The organism is Alteromonas sp. AWJ4_197 (assembly GCF_056160285.1).
Map to the genome: position 1 here is coordinate 193,097 of NZ_JBSWWW010000004.1, position 19,677 is coordinate 212,773.

Annotated in this window: 17 protein-coding genes; 8 read left to right on the forward strand and 9 right to left on the reverse strand. The window is 46.2% G+C overall.

Going from position 1 to position 19,677, the window contains the following annotated elements; translation table 11 throughout:
• Nucleotides 1–382: 382 nt before the first annotated feature.
• The gene (locus ACXAGC_RS10115) at nt 383–1,627 is read right to left on the reverse strand and encodes a cystathionine gamma-synthase family protein (RefSeq protein WP_474844281.1); all 1,245 of its coding nucleotides are present in this window, start codon (nt 1,625–1,627) and stop codon (nt 383–385) included.
• A 348-nt stretch (nt 1,628–1,975) separates the two neighbouring features.
• Between ACXAGC_RS10115 and ACXAGC_RS10120 the strand changes: the two genes are divergently transcribed.
• Nucleotides 1,976–3,166: an amino acid aminotransferase gene (locus ACXAGC_RS10120; protein ID WP_119501476.1), complete on the forward strand. Its 1,191-nt coding sequence runs from the start codon at nt 1,976–1,978 to the stop codon at nt 3,164–3,166.
• Between the two features lie 49 nt (nt 3,167–3,215).
• Here ACXAGC_RS10120 and ACXAGC_RS10125 read toward each other — a convergent pair whose 3' ends face one another.
• The 4 genes from ACXAGC_RS10125 to ACXAGC_RS10140 form a co-directional block, all read right to left on the reverse strand.
• Nucleotides 3,216–4,379, reverse strand: a complete 1,164-nt coding sequence (locus ACXAGC_RS10125) for a response regulator (protein ID WP_474844282.1) — start codon at nt 4,377–4,379, stop codon at nt 3,216–3,218.
• Nucleotides 4,380–4,560: 181 nt separating this feature from the next.
• The gene (locus ACXAGC_RS10130) at nt 4,561–4,938 is read right to left on the reverse strand and encodes a hypothetical protein (protein ID WP_474844283.1); all 378 of its coding nucleotides are present in this window, start codon (nt 4,936–4,938) and stop codon (nt 4,561–4,563) included.
• Nucleotides 4,939–5,033: 95 nt separating this feature from the next.
• Nucleotides 5,034–8,189 (reverse strand): efflux RND transporter permease subunit, encoded by a 3,156-nt coding sequence (locus ACXAGC_RS10135; RefSeq protein ID WP_474844284.1) that lies wholly within the window; start codon nt 8,187–8,189, stop codon nt 5,034–5,036.
• The gene (locus tag ACXAGC_RS10140) at nt 8,182–9,402 is read right to left on the reverse strand and encodes an efflux RND transporter periplasmic adaptor subunit (RefSeq protein WP_474844285.1); all 1,221 of its coding nucleotides are present in this window, start codon (nt 9,400–9,402) and stop codon (nt 8,182–8,184) included. Before ACXAGC_RS10140 ends, ACXAGC_RS10135 begins: the two co-directional genes overlap by 8 nt.
• Before the next feature lie 299 nt (nt 9,403–9,701).
• Here ACXAGC_RS10140 and ACXAGC_RS10145 point away from each other — a divergent pair, with 299 nt between their 5' ends.
• Complete coding sequence (locus tag ACXAGC_RS10145) at nt 9,702–10,010, forward strand: isoamylase early set domain-containing protein (RefSeq protein WP_119501481.1); 309 nt, start codon at nt 9,702–9,704, stop codon at nt 10,008–10,010.
• A 44-nt stretch (nt 10,011–10,054) separates the two neighbouring features.
• On the opposite strand, the gene ACXAGC_RS10150 is transcribed toward ACXAGC_RS10145, so the two are convergent.
• On the reverse strand, nt 10,055–10,981 hold the full coding sequence (locus tag ACXAGC_RS10150) for an electron transfer flavoprotein subunit alpha/FixB family protein (protein WP_474844286.1): 927 nt from the start codon (nt 10,979–10,981) through the stop codon (nt 10,055–10,057).
• The gene (locus tag ACXAGC_RS10155; protein WP_474844287.1) at nt 10,978–11,730 is read right to left on the reverse strand and encodes an electron transfer flavoprotein subunit beta/FixA family protein; all 753 of its coding nucleotides are present in this window, start codon (nt 11,728–11,730) and stop codon (nt 10,978–10,980) included. The genes ACXAGC_RS10150 and ACXAGC_RS10155 overlap by 4 nt, the downstream gene beginning before the upstream one ends.
• A 249-nt stretch (nt 11,731–11,979) precedes the next feature.
• Here ACXAGC_RS10155 and ACXAGC_RS10160 point away from each other — a divergent pair, with 249 nt between their 5' ends.
• The 5 genes from ACXAGC_RS10160 to fldA all read left to right on the forward strand — a co-directional run bounded on the left by ACXAGC_RS10160 (nt 11,980) and on the right by fldA (nt 15,845).
• On the forward strand, nt 11,980–13,623 hold the full coding sequence (locus ACXAGC_RS10160; protein ID WP_474844288.1) for an electron transfer flavoprotein-ubiquinone oxidoreductase: 1,644 nt from the start codon (nt 11,980–11,982) through the stop codon (nt 13,621–13,623).
• A gap of 128 nt (nt 13,624–13,751) precedes the next feature.
• Nucleotides 13,752–14,144, forward strand: coding sequence for an H-NS histone family protein (locus ACXAGC_RS10165; RefSeq protein ID WP_303574763.1), 393 nt, complete (start codon nt 13,752–13,754; stop codon nt 14,142–14,144).
• A gap of 48 nt (nt 14,145–14,192) precedes the next feature.
• Nucleotides 14,193–14,984: an alpha/beta fold hydrolase gene (locus ACXAGC_RS10170; protein WP_474844289.1), complete on the forward strand. Its 792-nt coding sequence runs from the start codon at nt 14,193–14,195 to the stop codon at nt 14,982–14,984.
• 86 nt (nt 14,985–15,070) lie between these two features.
• Nucleotides 15,071–15,289 carry a DUF2788 domain-containing protein gene (locus ACXAGC_RS10175; protein ID WP_119501487.1) on the forward strand — a complete coding sequence of 73 codons (219 nt, stop codon included), beginning with the start codon at nt 15,071–15,073 and terminating at the stop codon, nt 15,287–15,289.
• A 31-nt stretch (nt 15,290–15,320) separates the two neighbouring features.
• Complete coding sequence (fldA, locus tag ACXAGC_RS10180) at nt 15,321–15,845, forward strand: flavodoxin FldA (protein ID WP_119501488.1); 525 nt, start codon at nt 15,321–15,323, stop codon at nt 15,843–15,845.
• A 38-nt stretch (nt 15,846–15,883) separates the two neighbouring features.
• Here fldA and ACXAGC_RS10185 read toward each other — a convergent pair whose 3' ends face one another.
• On the reverse strand, nt 15,884–17,890 hold the full coding sequence (locus tag ACXAGC_RS10185; RefSeq protein ID WP_474844290.1) for a HAMP domain-containing methyl-accepting chemotaxis protein: 2,007 nt from the start codon (nt 17,888–17,890) through the stop codon (nt 15,884–15,886).
• 443 nt (nt 17,891–18,333) lie between these two features.
• On the opposite strand from ACXAGC_RS10185, the gene fur reads away from it, so the two are divergent.
• Nucleotides 18,334–18,762 carry a ferric iron uptake transcriptional regulator gene (gene fur / locus ACXAGC_RS10190; protein ID WP_119501490.1) on the forward strand — a complete coding sequence of 143 codons (429 nt, stop codon included), beginning with the start codon at nt 18,334–18,336 and terminating at the stop codon, nt 18,760–18,762.
• Nucleotides 18,763–18,810: 48 nt separating this feature from the next.
• On the opposite strand, the gene ACXAGC_RS10195 is transcribed toward fur, so the two are convergent.
• Nucleotides 18,811–19,677, reverse strand: coding sequence for a D-amino acid aminotransferase (locus ACXAGC_RS10195; RefSeq protein ID WP_474844291.1), 867 nt, complete (start codon nt 19,675–19,677; stop codon nt 18,811–18,813).

Consider the following 19,677-nt stretch of genomic DNA (forward strand, 5'->3'; position numbering starts at 1 on the left):
GGGGCAATCAAGCACACTCAACTTGGAACACACTTTAGCGGTAACGATTAAGCACAAGTCCTGGCTTAAACCGTTAATTGCTAACTGCATAGATTTAGTCATTACTAACAGTCTTTAGTTCAAATTATTTTTGATAAATTATCTGAATGTTAAAAAAGTGAGAAAAATCTGTAACTTCAGATAGAAAAATAGTGGGAAAAATTTGAGATAAAGGTGAGGAAAATGGAGCAAGTAGCGGAAATTCAAGCATCACCCGGTTCGAAGTTCGCCAAAACACCCTACGAGAAAAGAAAGCCCGCTTACTTGCTGAAAATTATCATAACAGGGTTGTTGCAGAATTGCTTCTAAAATAACCCTGTCTTTACAAAAATTCTAAACGGTGTCAGTTAAACTGTCCGAAAGCCTGGGTAAAATCAGCTACCAGGTCGTCAGTATCTTCAATACCTACTGATAATCTGATCATACCTTCAGAAATTCCCATTTTCTGTCTTTCTTCCAGTCCGTTTTCAAAGAAAATGGTTGAGGCAACAGGAAGCGCCAGGGTGCGGTTGTCACCAAGATGAGTTGCACAAATCACCAGCTCCAGGGCATTTAAAAAGTCCCGCGGACTAATGCGGTCTACCAGGTCAAGACTCAAAATGGCACCATAGCCACCTGACAGCATTTCTCTGGCAGTATAATGCTGAGGGTGCTTAGCAAGACCCGGATAATACACCTTTTCTACCAGCGGATGACTGTCCAGCCAGGTAGCCAGTTTCATCGCATTCTCACAATTACGCTGCATACGAAGGGAAAGGGTTTCAAGACCGGTAGCAATTGCATGGGCAGAACCCGGGGCTAATGTTGCCCCCATGTCACGTAGCCCCTTCTTCTTGACCTGAGTAATTCCCCACTGCCCCTTGTCAGCGACCTGGTAGCCGGGTTTGATATTCGGGTAAGTTGACCAGTCGAACGTACCAAGATCTACCATCACACCACCCAGCACATTGCCGTGACCGGACACGTATTTGGTCAGCGAGGAAATAACAATCGAAGCACCGGCAGCTTTAGCATCGAAAAGCGGCGGCGGTGTCATTGTGTTGTCGATGATAAATAATAATGATTTTTCACGGCAGAACTGGCTGATAGCCTGAACATCTGCGACTTGAGTAGCCGGATTCGCCACGGTTTCAGAAAACACAATGCGGGTATTCGGCTGATAAAGTGCCTGTACATCCTCTATTGATGTCACATCGGCGAAACTGACCTGAATACCCAGATCCGCCAGCGTATCCACGAAGCAACGGGTATTACCGAATAAATACTGACTGACAATAATATGGTCGCCCGCCTTAAGCAGTGATAACAGCGTGCTGCTGATTGCAGCCATACCTGTGGCAAAGCACAAAGCCCCTGCGCCACCTTCAAGTTCGTTAAGGATATTCTGCAACGCGGCAATCGAGCCTGACGAAGAGCGTGAATACACATGACCGGCTTTCTTACCCTGGAAGACATCGATAATACCTTGTGCATCCTCAAAGGCATAAAGCACAGAATTGGTCGTCCCTGTATGCACAGCGCCGTGCTCAGGTTGATTCAAAAGGCGGTCTGCATGTACCTGACGGGTAGTGAATCCCTTGTTATTCACGCTGAAACTCCACGTTTGATAAAAAATGTAGGAAGCAAAATCAGGCCGCACAGAGAGTGCCGGCTGTCTGTAACGCTAAAATAAAGCGGATTTGAGTTTGCCTGTGGAAGCGGATATTACCGCAAACCAGCGTTTACGCCCAGTCCCAATTGCCGGTGAGGTGACAAATCATTCGTTCGGATCCGCTTTAAAACCCCATGATGAACTATGTATTTTACAACCCGCAGCATCCGGCAATGATTTATTCCAATTTAACCTGAAGAAAATTGCATTTTAAGTCTCGTAATTTGCGTGAGCAGTGGCATAATGCCGACCTCGCTTAATTATCACGCAACGTGAGGAAAAATCGTGTTTGAAGTATTACCACAACTAGCTCCTGATCCAATTCTGGGATTGTCTGCATCATTTCGGGAAGATACCAATCCGGCTAAAATTGATTTAGGTGTTGGTGTTTATAAAGATGAGCAGGGTAATACGCCGATCATGACGTCGGTGGCTAAAGCTCAGCAAATTTTGCTGGAAAGAGAAACCTCAAAAACTTACATCACCCCGCAGGGTCATCAGGGTTATATTGATGGCATGCTGAAATTATTGCTGGGTGAAAACAGCAAAGTCATGCTGGCTGATCGCGTCGCTGCGGTTCAGGCGCCGGGTGGCTGCGGTGCGCTGCGTATTTTATCTGAATTACTTGCACGTTGCGGCGACAACCTGAAAGTGTGGGTAAGCGACCCTACGTGGGCGAACCACATTCCGTTAATCGGTTCTGCCGGTCTGCAAATCGAAACGTATCCGTACTTCGATAAAGCTGCTGCGGGCATTAATTTCGATGCGATGATGGAAACGCTTAAGCAAACCGGTAAAGGCGACATCGTGTTGCTGCACGGTTGTTGTCACAACCCTACCGGTGCAGATTTAACCAACGCACAGTGGGATGAAGTACTTAAATTGGCTCAGGAAAAAGGTTTCCTGCCATTTATCGATGTGGCTTATCTGGGTTTCGGTGACGGTCTGGAAGAAGATGCTTACGGCATCCGTTTACTGGCTGAAAACCTGCCTGAAGTGATTATTGCGGCTTCCTGTTCAAAGAACTTTGGTCTGTACCGTGAGCGCACCGGTCTGGCTGCAATTGTCACGAATGACAGTGCTACCCGTAAAATTGCCCAGGGGCAGATTCAGTCTGTTGCCCGTGGTATTTACTCTATGCCACCAAGCTGGGGCGGCGCATTAGTTGATATCATTTTGTCTGACACAGCGCTGAAGGACGAATGGACAACTGAAGTGAATGAAATGCGTAACCGCATGTCTGATTTGCGTACAATGTTAGTTAACAAACTGGCAGAGAATGGCGCTCAGAAAGATTTCAGCTTCCTGAATACTCAAAAAGGGATGTTTTCGTTCCTGTGTATTACACCGGAGCAGGTTCGTGAAGTACGTGCAAAACACAGCGTTTACTTCGTGGATTCAAGCCGCGTTAACGTTGCCGGTATTAACCAGCAAAACGTTGATGCGCTGGCTAAGGCCCTGGTTTCAGTGCTTTAACCTTTGTAAGACAAACGATAAAAGGTGGCTGATTGCCACCTTTTTTGTTTCAGAAATATTCCAGCCCTCTCAATTCGTCATCCAGCTCGTCATCCTCTCCGGAGATTTCCCTGACAGATAAATCCACCAGCCGGCTATGCATCCTGGCGGCAATGCCTGCAAGTAACGCATCTGCATTAATCAGTTCCTCGTCATTTAACGTGCTGTCTGTCGCCTGTTGTAACAGCCGGACCAGAGCTTCTTTGTCAGTGTCTTTCAGAGATCCTGTGCTTTTGTCCTCCATGACCACATTACGCACCCTGGATGAGAATTTATGTTTTTGATCCCGGCGGTCAATAAGCACATCGTGAAGCTTGTTCACCAACTTGTTGACATCGTTACCGGCATCATACAAGGCCTGCTCCTGCAATAATGCGACGTAACGCATATTTAGCAGAGGCATAAATTTCGTGCCTAAATCTGTGAGAACTGATTGCAAGGGAATGGTGAGATTATCAGTTTGTTTCACCAGCATAGAGACGTGCTCAGCATTTAACATTAGCCGATGTCCGAAGAAAAAATACTCTCCCTGTTTGCGAAGGGTTGTAAACACTTTAACCGTAGTTTCATCACAGGAGTCTGTTTTACCGTCAAAATAAAGAGGCCTGTTACTGTGCCGGAATTCCAGAACAGCATGGATCCCCTGCTCTCTTAATGCCGTGAGAGTAATACGGGCGATATCGGCAACACTTTTGGCATCATTCAGTTTGCCCAGGGTTTCCAACCCTAAACGGTATATAGCTGCTCTGTTTACTGCCTGTTCAGATACAATCACGGATTGCTTTTTATCGTGTTCGAGTTGCTGCAGCGCTTCAATCTGATCCTGAATGGCCAGTAAAGTTTCATAGAACGGTACGATGGTATAAGGCTTGGTGAAATAATAAGAAATCCCGCCATTGTATGCCTCAACCATGGTTTCTTCTTCATCATGATGACTGACAACAACGATAACCGGTGACGCCGCATAATCCGGCTTATAACTGGCGTGGGTAAGGCAGGATCCCTTCTCTCCCTCAATTTCCCATTCACACACTACCAGCTGATAATATTTGTCTCTCATCATGATGCGGGCATTCTCAAAAGAGTCAGCTACATCGACAAAAAAAGCTTCAGCAAGAGACAACTGATAAATTTCAGCCTGAATATCATCCGGCTCGACGACCAGTAAATTCAAAATTACCTCCAGTGTAAGAATCTTAGCAGTGACTGTCTGACCATTTCGCATTATCCGGCGCAGAAATACACGACGGACAGCACATGACCGAGCAGGTTCACAATTACTAAGTTATAGACACTGTCAGTACATCTTGCACGGATTCCACCTGAATTTATAATTAAAACAGTCTGTTCTTACACTAAGCGGCCATTTTCACCGTCATTTCATATTGACTGCGGTGTGCCTGCTCCACCATTTGTTGAAGCTTTCTTGCTGCATTCACGTGTTTTGTATCGCGCTGAAAATAGACCTGCTCCACAATACGACCTTCTTCGTCTATGAGAAAACAGGCAAGCTTTGCCCCTTTATGGGGTAAATACCACTGGTGAAAACGCAGTGAACGGTTTTGCGGTAATGACAGTATTTTCTGCATCATACAAAAAGGAATGCGCATAGAGGCCAGACGTTCATCAGCAGATGACAGAGTGACCAGCGATTGTGATTTATCAGCGCCATTTCTGGTGCGTATACCAAACGTGCGGATTAAATTATCAACTGTTTTCAGACCTGTATTCATAAGTCCCCCATATACTGTACATACAAACAGTACTGTATATTTGGACACTTATCAAGCATATTGGTCAAAAAAGCCCCGCAAGCGGGGCTGCTGAATTAATCAGTGGTAGATTCTGCTTCTCCGTAAATCCGGACTTTCTCATCACGCCGGCTTCTGAACAGTTTGCGTACATCGTGCATCATCAGGTACAGACAAGGCACCAGCAGAAGGGTGATCACCGTGGCGAAAAGAATACCGAAAGCCAGTGATACAGCCATGGGTATCACAATCTGAGCTTGCAAACTCTTTTCTGCTACGATGGGCATCAGCCCCATAAAGGTTGTCAGTGAGGTCAGAATGATGGCTCTGAAGCGTTGGGTACCGGCGAGAATAGCGGCATCAATTAACTTGTGTCCTTCCTGTCTGGCACGGTTAACGAAGTCCACCATGATTAAGCTGTCATTTACCACCACCCCGGATAACGCAATGATGCCGCAAATTGACAGCACGCTCACAGCAAGTCCCAGCACAAGATGGCCAAATATTGCCCCGACTACACCAAACGGGATCACAGACATAATGATCAGCGGTTGACTGTATGAGCGAAGCGGAATGGCCAGTAGTGCATAGATGGCAAATAAAGCAAAGAGCAGCCCTTTAACCAGTCCCATCATTGCATCGGCTTCTTCTTTAGAGTTGCCCTGCAGTTTAAAGTGCACCTTCGGATACTGTTTGAGTAATTCAGGCACGATTTTCATGACCACTTCTTTGGTAATTTCACCGGGATCCAACATATCCTTGTCGACTTTAGCGGTTACCGTCACCGAACGGCTGCCGTCTACACGGATAATAGAGTCATAGCCTTTGCCTAATGTGATTTCACCCACTTCTTCAAACGGAATATCATCGCCATTAGGCGCCCGTACCCGCATTTCCTGCAAATGAGAAACCGATGAGCGTTCCTCTTTGGGATATCGCACCATGACTTTGACTTCTTCATCGTCACGCTGCACCCGCTGTACTTCAGCACCATAGAAGCCATACCGTACCTGTTGACCGAGCTGCTGAAGTGAGATCCCCAGCGCCTCTGCCTGCGTGGTCAGAGAAAGCTGAATTTCATCGCTGCCACCGGCAAACGTATCATTGATATCTGTCACCCCGTCAAAAGACGATAATCTGGTCTTTAATGCTTCACTGACAGATTGCAGAGCGGCAATATCTGATGAACTGAATTCAAAACTGAGATCAGCCCCGCTCCCCATTCCCCCCGGCGCGCCGATATTGAAGGATTTTACGCCGGGAATTTCAGGCATTTCATCCCGCCAGCGCTGGTGGATCTCAAAGTCTTTCATTTCACGGCTTTCGCCTTTGGTCATTTCCACGAAGACTTCACCGCCCGTAGTACCGCTGTCAAAAGCAATGGCGTGTTTAATGATGCCGGCACCGGTTTCATCTGTGACATTTTTATCCATGCGGTACATGGCATCCAGCATGGTCGCCAGGGTCTGATCCCGCTGTTGCAGCGAAGAACCCGGCTCAAGTTCGAAAGATGCCATCATGAAGTCACTGGGAATATTCGGAAAGAACACGAAGCGTACTATACCGCCCATAAACAGTCCGATAGTCAGTATCATCATGGCCAGAAATATCGACAAAGTCAGATAACGCATGTGAATGGCTTTACGTAAAAATGGGGCGTACACCTTATCGATAAAGGTTTTGATACCTTCACTGAAAAAATCCCGGAAGCGCTGGAAGCGATTGGCTTTTGCCGGGTCATAGGGCTTTAATTTCATATGAGCCAGGTGGGCAGGCAGAATGAGCTTTGACTCCAGCAGGGAGAAAAGCAGACAGATGATTACAACCCAGCCGATTGTCTTCCAGATCACACCGAAGGGCCCGGAAACCATTAGCATAGGTGTAAAGGCAGCAACGGTAGTCAGCACACCAAAGGTAGCCGGCATTGCCACTTTCTTAACACCAGTAATGACATTTTCTGTACTGTGCCCTTTTTTATCGATTTCAGAGTATGCCGACTCGCCCATAATGATGGCGTCATCCACCACGATGCCCAGCACCAGAATAAAGGCAAACAGGCTTAGCATGTTGATAGACACATCAACCGCTTCCATGGGCATTACCAGTAACGTGCCCAGAAAACACACCGGTAACCCCCAGATAACCCAGAAAGCGAGTTTAATTTTCAGGAACAGAGACAGAACAATAAATACCAGTAGTGCACCGAAAAACATGTTTGAAAGCATCATGTTCAGGCGATCGGCCAGGTAAAATGAGCTGTCTCCCCAGGTATCGGCAGTAATATTACCCGGGAAGTCTTCTTTGTTTTTCTCAATGTACTGATTAACCTGATCAGAAATATCCAGTGCATTCTGATCACCCACAGCCCGGACCCGCAAGTTTACAGCAGGTTTACCGTCAAACTCTGAAAACTGATTATCTTCAACGAAACCGTCTTTAATGGCCGCCACATCACCCAGCGTAACACGGGTGCCGTTGCTGTCTGTCAGCAGTACAATGCGGGCAAAATCATCTCCCCGGTATGCCTGACCTTTGGTACGTAAAAGAATATCGCCGTTTTCCGTTTTTATCGCACCGCCAGGCAAATCCACACTGGACTGGCGGACAACATTCACCACTTCTGAAAAAGTCAGGTTGTATTTCTGCAGCGCCATTTCAGACAATTCTATGGCGACTTCATAGTCTCTTGCACCCACAACGGAAACACTGGAAATACCGGGCAGATTGGCAATCTCATCGCGCATGTTTTTGGCGAATTCTTTCAGTTCCCGTTCGGTGGCCTCGCCATAGACGGAGATCCAGATAACATCCTGCTGAATTTTCTGGCGGTAAACCACCGGCTTCTCGGTGTTACCGGGAAATGTCGGAATGGCATCAACCTGCACTTTTACTTCATCAAGTACTTCCTGCACATCGTAGTCTTCATCGACTTCAATGCTGACGGTGCCCATGCCTTCTACAGCGGTTGAGGTTATTTGTTTAATACCGTCGAGATCTTTTACCGCCTCTTCAATTTTCAGTATAACGCCCTCTTCCACCTCCTGAGGTGCAGCACCCAGATAAGGCACCCTCACGTTAATAACGTCAATTTCAAAAGCAGGAAATACCTGTTTCTGAATCGAGAATGCAGAGAACAGACCGCCAGCAAGTAAGATTATCATCAGCAGGTTGGCAGCCACACTGTTACGGGCAAACCAGGCAATAATGCCCTTATGAGTATCGATTTTACTCATTGTCTGCTCCCGGGATTTTCAGCGCATCGCTGTCACTTTCAGTAGCATCTTCCGTTATTAACTCTTCACCGGAAATCCGTACCTTCATTCCTTCATAGGGATTGGGCACGACACTGAAGACTACTTTAGGATTTTCCGGTAAGCCTGAGCGCACATACACCTGCTTTGCGGTAGCCCGCGCCACATCAACCGGGTTAATTTGCAAGGTATTGTCTTTTGATACAGTAAGAATGGTGTTATCCAGCCGTAATACACTGCGTGGTAACACATACAATTCTTCGAGATCCGAGCCGGTGATATCAGCTTCTGCAAACTGACCAAACCGTAAAACGGCTCCTTCCCTTTTGCCATTCAGGTTGTAAGGGTCTTCCACTCTGGCTACGGCATATAATACGCGGCTACCGGCATCCATTACCCCTTCGGTTCTGACCAGCTCAGCATCCCAGTATTGAAGTGTTCCTGCGACTTTAGCTTTCAGCCGTACCGACGTTTTACTTCTCAGATCACCCTGCAGGTCAATATAAGCCAGTTCAGATTCAGTTACGGGCAAGCGGATTTCTGCTGTATCAGTAGAATAGATCGTGCCTGTTTCACTGCCCGCTGAAACGTACTGCCCGAGATCAATATTCCGGTTTATCACAATGCCATTATAAGGGGCTTTGATCTCAGTTCTGGCGAGGTTGCGCTTAGCTCTTTCCAGTTTCGCTTCTGCCGCTTTCACATTGGCCTGCTCACGGGCAAGCTGTGGTTTTCGTAATCCCAGTTCAGGTGGCACGACTGAGTTCACGGAACGCCATTCCTTTTCTGCCACTTTTCCTCTGGCAATTTCTTCCTGTAATGTTGCCTGTGCCTGCGCCAGTTCAGCCTCTGCCAGTTTCACTTCAGTCTGATAGTCCTGCTGCTCCAGCACAGCAAGTACATCACCTTTTCTGAATGTGCCCCCTACTTCAAACTGTTCCGATATAGCCATCACCTGACCATTAACCTGGACACTAATACGGGTTTGATTTTTAGGCACCACATTACCCTGAGAATGCACCACAAAAGCGGTTTGTTGTCTCTCAGCAAGCCTTGCTTCAACCAGAAAATCTTTAGATTCAGGTACTTTTTGTTCAGGCGGTGTTTTTGATGAAATGAGAATGATTGCCAGCACAAGCGCAATGACAATGACGATGACAGGACCGAGTGTTTTGACCCAACCACTTTTAGACATGAATATTCCTTTAAGGCGCAATGTAATAACAGCTGCCGGGGAAAACTGCCCCTGATAGATTAATGGGTACAGGCATTCCGGGCGCCGTTTTAACGGTATTATTATTTTTACATCTTTAGTGTAAACCTGTTGCCTGATGCTGGCTGCTTTTAGATTGTTAAATTTTATTTCTGTTTGTTTATATTTTTACTAAAGCAGCAACAGCTCACTGGCTGATTTTTAACACGAAATCCCTTGAACTGATTGAAAATTAGTCTTAACTTGGTGATGAATCATACGCATTTTGCACGAGGGATCTCATGAGTCTTAAAAAACAGTATTTAAAAACTAAACCTGCCTGTAAGGTCACATTCCGTTTAAATGCCAACGAGGCTGGTGAAGCTGCCACAGCAAAACTGGTGGGCGACTTTAATGCCTGGGATACGGATGTCACACCAATGAAAAAGCTTAAGAATGGTGATTTCACACAAACTGTAACGCTGGATGCTGATGCCGAATACCAGTTCCGTTATTTATTGAATGACGATGTGTGGGAGAATGACTGGGAAGCTGACGGTTATATGCCTTCGCCGGTGAGTCTGGAAGATAACTCGGTTGTAAGGGTATAGAAATTGATAGAAGGCGCTGGTACAGCGCCTTCTTTGCTTTATAGCTACAGGGCCTTTTCAAGTTCCGGCAGGATATCAAATAAGTCACCCACCAGACCATAATCCGCCACCTGAAAAATCGGGGCTTCTTCGTCTTTATTAATCGCGACAATCACTTTTGAATCTTTCATGCCGGCAAGATGCTGAATTGCACCGGAAATCCCTACTGCTATATACAAATCAGGGGCAACAATTTTACCTGTCTGACCTACCTGCATATCATTGGGTACAAATCCGGCATCCACTGCCGCCCTTGAGGCACCAATTGCGGCCCCCAGTTTATCGGCTATGCCCTCAAGCAAACTGAAGTTTTCACCGTTTTGCATGCCACGTCCACCGGAGATCACCACGTTTGCCGCAGTCAGCTCAGGGCGTTCGGACTCTGTGAGTTGTGCACGGGTAAAGGATGATTTTTCCGACGGAAATTCTGCATCGATGTATTCAACCGTCGCGTTATTACCATCAGAGACACTGTCAAAGGCGGACGTTCGTACAGTAATAACGTGTACTGTCTCTTCAGATTCGACAGTGGCAATAGCATTACCCGCATAGACCGGTCTGATAAAATGGTTATCAGCCTCAATGCCGGTTATGTCAGAGATTTGCGCGACATCCAGTAAGGCCGCTACACGAGGCATAAAATTTTTACCTGTGGTTGTGGCAGCGGTAAGAATATGAGAGTAGTCCGTGGCCAGAGATACCACCAGCGCTGACACACTTTCTGCCATCTGATATGCATAATGGGTACTGTCAGCACATTTGACCAGCGACACACCGCTTAACGCTGCGGCCTGCTCTGCTACGGCTTTGCAACCTTCCCCCACAACCAGTACGTGAATGTCTCCACTCAGTTGTGACGCCGCCTGTACCACTTTCGCCGTCTCCGGTTTCAACTGGTTATTGTCATGTTCTGCGATTACAAGAATACTCATGATATTACTTTCGCCTCGCTTTTCAGTTTTTCGACAAGTTCAGCCACATCTGCCACCTTCACGCCTCCGCTTCGCTGAGCCGGTGCAGTGACTTTGATCACCTTCACTTTTGACGTCATATCTACGCCGAAATCCGCAGCTGTCTTTACATCAAGAGGCTTACGTTTTGCTTTCATAATATTTGGCAACGACGCATAGCGGGGCTCGTTCAGTCGTAAGTCTGTCGTTACCACAGCAGGTAAGCTTAGTGACACAGTTTGCAGACCGCCGTCTACCTCTCTGGTGACCTCCACCGTGCCGTCTTTCACATCAACGGCTGAAGCAAAGGTACCCTGTGGCATGCCGGTCAATGCTGACAACATTTGTCCGGTTTGATTATTATCGGAGTCGATACTCTGTTTGCCCAGAATCACAAGCCCGGGTTGCTCCTGCTCAACGACTTTACTCAACAGCTTCGCTACCTGCAAAGAGTCCGGCGAACTATCCGCTTCAATGTGCAAACCGCGGTCAGCCCCCAGTGCCAGTGCCGTACGGATTTGTTCCTGACAGGCTTTATCGCCGACAGACACAACGACAACTTCTGTCGCGACACCTTTTTCTTTCAGGCGGATCGCCTCTTCTACTGCAATTTCACAAAAAGGATTTAACGCCATTTTTGCATTAGTCAGATCCACACCTGACTCATCAGCTTTCACGCGTACCTTTACGTTGTAATCGATAACGCGTTTTACCGGGACAAGTACTTTCATTCTTTACCTCAGTTGGCCGGGAATAAGAGTTTGATTAATTACAGATAACGTCTAAACATTCATTGCCGGTGTTAAAAACAAAAAACCGGAGACGATGCTCCTGTTAAATAAAGCACCAGACTTCTCAGTTTACAAAGATGTTACAATTAACACCTGACTTTATCTTTACGTTAACGTAAACTTACCATGCAATTTACTTACTGTTGACGTAAACGTCAACCTGATTGACAAAACTTACCGGAGGCATTCATGGAACGTGAATCGATGGAATTTGATGTAGTGATTGTCGGTGCAGGCCCTGCCGGGCTGTCAGCGGCATGCAGGCTAATGCAACAGGCTCAGGCCGCTTCCCTCGAGTTGATGGTCTGTGTTGTTGAAAAAGGTTCTGAAGTAGGTGCACATATTTTATCCGGCGCAGTATTCGAAACCACTGCGCTGGATGAGTTGTTTCCGGACTGGAAAAATGAAGGCGCACCGCTGAATACCCCTGTGCTGAGAGACGACATTTATTACCTGACTGACGGTCAGCATGCCCGTAAACTTCCTCAGGCTCTGGTTCCCGATACCATGCACAACGATGGCAATTATATTGTCAGTATGGGCAATGTTTGCCGCTGGCTGGCTGAAAAAGCAGAGAGCCTTGGTGTTGAGATTTTTCCCGGATTTGCAGCCTCTGAAGTTTATTATAACGAAGACGGCTCAGCCGGTGGTGTCATTACCGGCGACATGGGCGTAGCAGAAGACGGCAGCCAGAAAGACGGCTACATGCCGGGCATGATTTTAAAAGCCCGTTACACAATATTCGCCGAAGGTTGTCGCGGACATCTGGGTAAACAATTAATTTCCAAATTTAATCTGGATGAAAATAGCGCTCCTCAACACTATGCCATCGGATTTAAAGAAATCTGGGATATTGACCCTGCCCTGCATGAACCCGGTCTGGTGGTTCACACAGCAGGCTGGCCGCTGACAGATTCAACGGGCGGTGGTTTTCTTTACCATGCAGAAAACAACCAGGTGTTTGCCGGTCTTATTGTCGATTTAAATTACGACAACCCGTACTTAAGTCCATTTGATGAATTTCAGCAAATGAAACATCATCCGGTTTTCAGGCAATACCTGGAAAATGGAAAAAGAGTCTCCTACGGTGCCAGAGCAATAGCAAAAGGCGGACTGAATTCATTACCTGACATGACTTTTCCCGGAGGCATTCTCATAGGATGTAATGCGGGTACACTGAATTTCGCTAAAATCAAAGGTAATCACACAGCGATGAAGTCTGGCATTTTAGCGGCAGACAGCATTATTAATGAATTAAAATCAGCAACACCTGATCCTGCATTAACGAATTTTAATCAGGCTTTTAAAACATCCTGGTTATATTCTGAACTGAACAGCAGTAAAAATTTTGGTGCCGCTATTCACCAGTTCGGCACGTTTTGGGGCGGCGTTTACAATACTGTTGACCAAAAAATATTCAAAGGTAAATTACCCTTCTCCATTAAAGACGATCGTAAAGATTATTTACAATTAAAAGATAAGAAAGATGCTACTAAAAAGGTGTATCCAAAACCCGATGGTATTTTGAGTTTCGACAAACTCTCTTCTGTCTTTTTGTCGAACACCAATCATGAAGAAAATCAACCTTGCCACCTGAAGTTAAAAGACCCTGAGATACCACTGAAGGTTAATCTGTCGAAGTACGATGAGCCCGCACAGCGTTACTGTCCGGCCGGTGTATACGAAATTATAGAAGAACACAACACGTTACGATTTCAAATCAATGCGCAAAATTGTATTCACTGTAAAACCTGCGACATTAAAGATCCGTCACAGAATATTCAATGGGTTGTCCCTGAAGGTGCAGGCGGGCCGAATTATCCGAATATGTGATCCAAATCCTGTAAATTAGCTATTTATTACAATTTTAAGAAAAAGCAGTGTTAAGCTGCTTTTTTTTAGATTAAAATTTGACTATCCTTTTTAAATACACAGTTTTTTAACTAACACAAGGTTGATGAATGAACGACTTTTTAGAAATACTGACGCATGGAAGACGTTTGCAAGGTGCCGTAAAGGATTTAAGCACAGCTGAATTAGAATCTGTACAAGAAAAGTTAGCCAACATCATCGAGAAAAGAAAAGAAAAAGATCTCGAAGAAGAAAAAGCTAAACAGGAAAAGCTGCAGAAAATTGCTGATATCCAAAAGCAACTTGAAGAAGCCGGTCTTGATGTCAGTGATCTGGAGTCGACGACTGTTGAAAAGAAATCTACCGGTAAAAAACGTCCGGTAAAATACGAATTGAAAGATGGTGAAGGTAAAGTACACCAGTGGACAGGTATCGGAAGAATGCCACGGGTCTACAAAGATGCGTTAGACAGCGGCAAATCGCTGGAAGATTTCGCAATTTAAAAAATTCCATTCAAAGGCGACATCAGTCGCCTTTTTTTCAGGTCAATCATGCAATCCACGTTACATTATTCTTTTTCAGAAAATACTGATTCTGATTATTTACTTGTTATTATTCACGGTTTATTCGGAACAGCTGACAATTTATCTGTCGTAAAGCGGCATTTCGCGCCCAAAGTGAATGTGCTCAGTGTAGATTTACCGGACCACGGTCAATCACCCCATCTGGAGCATTTTTCCATAGAGGCAGCAGCAGAACAGTTATACGCATTAGTCAAACAGTTTAAGAAAGCCCGCACAGGCATACTTGGACATTCGCTGGGTGGAAAGGTAGCAATGCGCCTCGCACTCACCCATCCGCAGTTTCTTGATGATCTCATCGTTGCGGATATTGCTCCGGTAAGTTATCCGTCCCGTCATGATGCGATAATCAGTGCATTAAAGTCGCTAGACCTTAATTCTGTCAACAGCCGTTCTGATGCGGACAAAAGTTTACAAAGTGGCATTCCGGAAGCCGGAGTACGCCAGTTTCTGTTAAAAAGTTTATATCAGGATACCGGTAAACAATGGCACTGGCGCTTTAATCTGGATGGTCTGGCAAACAGTTACGAAGCGATTAAAGGATGGCAAAGCAGCGATGCTCAATTCTCTGAGCCTGTACTTTTCATCAAGGGTGGTAATTCCGATTACATCACGGCGTCCATGCAGAGCGAAATATTGCAGTATTTTCCTGCTGCCCGCGCCCATGTTATTGAAGGAGCCGGTCACTGGTTACATGCAGAAAAGCCGGGCGCCTTCAACCGCGTGGTTGAAAAACACATATTTCGCCCGCATCAGGCATGATATAGCGCAAAAAATTACGTGGTTTTCACTGCGAGGCAGCTGATTTCTGTGCTATAGTTTGCGCCGATTTTGGACTAAGTAAAACTATGCTTGCTGAAAATTACGAAACCATTGAATCCATCATGTTTTATCTTGGGCTTACCGGCCTGTTTGTCCTGATGGGCTATGCCGTACATGATGTTCTCAAAAGTAACGATGTACCGCTTATCGGACGGGTAGTTGCCTATGGCGTACTCGGAATGGGAGCGCTGGGTTTTATTGCCAAAGGATTGATAGAACTTATTTGGTTAAGTACCGGCGTGTAATTTCAGAAGATGTATCGAACAGAGGGTTATTATGGCAAGTGTTGGCTTGTTTTTCGGTAGTGACACAGGAAATACCGAACATGTTGCAAAGATGATTCAAAAGGAATTAGGCAAAAACCTGATTGATGTACAGGACATTGCCAAGAGTACCAAAGAACAGATCGCTGAATTTGATCTTCTGATATTCGGGATCCCTACCTGGTACTACGGTGAAGCACAATGTGACTGGGATGACTTCTTCCCTGAACTGGAAGAAATTGATTTCAATGACAAGCTGGTTGCAATTTTCGGTTGCGGCGATCAGGAAGATTACGCTGAATATTTCCTGGATGCCATGGGCATGGTTCGCGATATCGTAGAACCCCGCGGTGCAATTCTTGTCGGTCAATGGTCTACAGACGGCTACGACTTTGAAGCCTCTAAAGGCATGGCTGATGATAACCACTTCGTTGGTCTGGGCATTGACGAAGACCGCCAGCCGGAATTAACCGAAGAGCGTGTACGTGCCTGGTGTAAGCAGTTACACGAAGAATTATGTCTGGCAGAACTTGCCTGATATAGAATTAAAGAAAACGGGCGCTCAGCCCGTTTTTTTTATAATCTGAAGCGCTCAACCACTTTCCGCAATCCTTCCATTTGCTCATCCACCCTGGCACTGGATTCATTTGCCAGACGGGTACTCTCTGCACTTGCATCAGCCAGCGTCACGATTGCGTTAAGATTATCATCAATACCCGCAAGTACTTTATCCTGAGCTTTAGTGTCTTTCACAAAGCCGGCATTAAACGCCTGCAGCTTCACAATGACCTCACTGATCCCATTAACCTGCTCATAGACTTTTTCACTGATAGCAACGCCCTGCTCCGCCTTTTCCATACTCAGGTTGATGGCTTCCACAGCTTGCTGTGCATCTCGTTGCAAACTGCCAATCATCGATTCAATTTCTTCAGTGGAGTTATGCGTGCGGTTAGCCAGCGTTCTGACCTCGTCGGCGACAACGGCAAATCCGCGGCCCTGATCACCGGCACGGGCAGCTTCTATTGCAGCATTGAGCGCCAGCAAGTTTGTTTGTTCCGCGATGGTTTTAATGACGTCAAGGATACTGCCGATGCTGCGGCTGTTCTCATCCAGCCGGTTTATGATGCTGGCGGATGCCGATGCCTGGCCAGATTGTTCTGCAACCTGTTGCCGGTTTTGTGCAACCAGTTCGGATGTTTGCTGCGTCTGACTGGCGACCCGGTTAAGTTCATCCACCGATTGCTGAATCATCGCGAGGTTTTTTTCACTGGTGCTTCTTACACTGGCAGTATCTGAGGAGGTTTTACGGACCCGGTCACGTTGTTGGGCCACCTGCTCCAGACTGCGTTCACCCATTTCCACACTTTCTCTGGCCACATCCAGCAGCGTTCGTTCCTGTTGCTGAATGTTACCGATAAGATCTCTGAGAGCTTCAGTTAAACTGTTTACCTTTACCGACAAATCGGCAAATTCATCATTGCCCTGTGTCTTCAGACGATACGATAAATCCCCTTCACTGATCCGGCCGAGACCACGGGTAATATTTTGCAGCGGCCCGGCAATGCTTTTACGCACAGTGAGAGTGAGTGCAACTGCAGCCACCAGACCAATAAACGACACCACCAGCGTATCAACAAGGCTGTCCTGGACAGTGTCCAGGATCAGGTTTTGCCCTTTCAGGGTTTCTTCAGTGACTTCTTCGTAAAGGTTATTGATTGTCGAGGTAGCCTGCGCCAGCGATGTGTTGGCACGCTGACGGCTTTCTGTGGCATGGGCGATGTGAGATAACTTCTGTTTCTGGCCGGCCATCAGACCGGATTCACCGGTGAGAATAGCCAGCATGGCATCATACTGCTGCTGAAAATTGCTGATGATACCGTCGGTATTCAGGCCACTGGCAGACCGGAACAGATATTCGGTGTCTACCGCCAGATTGCTCAACTGATAGTCCAGGTCATCCAGAATCACCAGTGAATCTTCAGGATCTTCAGACTTAACCAGTTCGGTGATGACCGAACTCAAAGTGAGCAATTTATTGTCAATATTCGCACCGAGGCCGGCCAGCGCATCGATACCGGGCTGTCCGTTATCCAGAAAGCTTAAATCCATCATCAGCGCTCCGGCTTCATCAATATGAGAGATAGCTTCTTCCCGCTGCTTTGCCAGAGACAATTGTATTTGTTTGCTGCTGATAAGCGCTTCGTACACCGTCGCGCTCTCACGAATAAATGTATTACCCGCCTCTACGGCCTGTTTTGATTCTGTGTGATTACCAAAGGTGGTATCGAAAATAGCGAGATCTTCAGAAAAGACTTCACTCAGTGCCTCAAACTCAGCTTTGTTTTTATTCAGTGCTGAAAGCTCATCCATGTAGTAACCGTTTGCCGTTACGGTCGCCAGAGACAATGCATCTGACTTCAGAGACATCATTTTTGTCTGAACCGGCATTTTCTCGGTGGCCACCGTTTCAGCAGAACGGCGGATGTCGCTGAGTCCCAGATAAGCAAGTAAACTGGTGATCAGTAATAAACAGCCGAACAGGGCAAAACCAAGGGTTATTTTTTGTACAACAGTCAGGCGCATCTTCTTATCCCAATCTTCGGTTTTATTTCCGTAACATGGTTATCATTGATTTTAATATAAGTTTTCCGGCCTTGCCGTTTTTTGACCAGGAAATATGTCTGCGCACAGTGTTCCGTAATTGCCGGCAAGATAAATAATGTTGAAAACATCCCGGAAAAGTCGCTATTTTGCAGCGAAAAAGGCATAGCTTTCATTGAACTTATCGGTAGAAACTTAACAATGCTTTAGTTCGTTGAGAGGGTAAATCCTGAATAACTCTCTGCATACCGCCTGAAGGGTCCGGTTAGCTGCACAAAGTCCTTAAAAAACGTATGGATAAATGACAGGGATCAATGATTTACTCTGCAGATTAATGTTGAAGATATCCGCGCTTTTACTTTTAAAACCTGGCAAAGTACCTATAATGAGCGTTAAATCAGAAGAGCTTCCAGAAGTGATTATTTATGGATCAAAATAAAGAACTAAAAAAAGCGGGTTTAAAAGTTACACTTCCCCGTTTAAAAATTCTGCAGATCCTGCAGGAACCTGCCAACCAGCATATCAGTGCTGAAGATGTGTATAAAATTCTGATCGATCAGGGTGAGGAAATTGGTCTTGCGACGGTATACCGTGTGCTTAACCAGTTCGATGACGCTGGTATTTTGAACCGACACCATTTTGAAGGTGGCAAGTCAGTATTTGAAATCAGTCATAAAGAGCACCACGACCATCTGGTGTGTCTGAAATGTGGCAAAGTCATCGAGTTTGAAGATGACGTGATTGAACAACGTCAAATTGAAATTGCCGAACGCAATAACATCAAACTGACACATCACAGCCTGTATCTTTACGGTGAATGTAAAGACGGTACCTGTGATAAAACCGACGACTGAGTCGCCGGTCGTTAAGATTAAATAAACCTGCACAGCGTGCAGGTTTTTTTATAACGTAAACTTGTGTTTGTTGAAAGCTGTGATGGCTTTAAGCCATACCTCACCGGCCTGCCCGTTCCCCACGGGTTTATCATCCACCGAGATAACAGGGCTGATTTCCTTACTGGAGCTGGTTAGCCACACTTCATCAGCACTGAACAATACTTCTGCTGTAACCGGTACTTCCTGCACCTCAACGCCTTCTGCTGCAAGACTTTCAATGACCAGCTTCCGGGTAATTCCCGGCAAAATTTGATGATCCAGCGGTGGTGTCATGATAACACCCTCTTTCACAACGAATACGTTGCATGAACTGGCCTCAGTCACTTCCCCGTGGCTGTTCAACAAAATGATTTCCTGTTTACCGGCCTGCCGGCCTTGCTGATAATGCATCACATTGCCGAGCAGCGATGTGGATTTGATGTTACAACGCTGCCAGCGCTTATCTTCACCACTGGCGACATCAAAGGTTACCACTGCGGCTTTATCCGGCACCGGCGGCGCGGCGGTAGCAAACGCAAAAGCGAACACAGTGGGAGGAATATTGTCAGGATAACCATGGGCACGTTTCATCTCAGTACCCCGTGATACCTGAATATACACACCCACTGACGCAGAATTCAGAGCTTGTGTATTTTTCGTCACCAGTTCACTTACCAGCTCTGTCCATTGTGCCTTTGTTTTCGGATTTGTAATTGCCAGCTCATCGAGCCCGTTTTGTAACCGGTCGAGGTGGGCGTTCATACCAACAGCTTTACCGTGCAAGGTAGGGATCACCTCGTAAATACCGTCGCCGAACAGAAAACCTCTGTCCATCGGAGAAATACGTGCCTCTTCAAGGGGTAAAAACTGGTCATTTAAAAACGCGATTGTCAT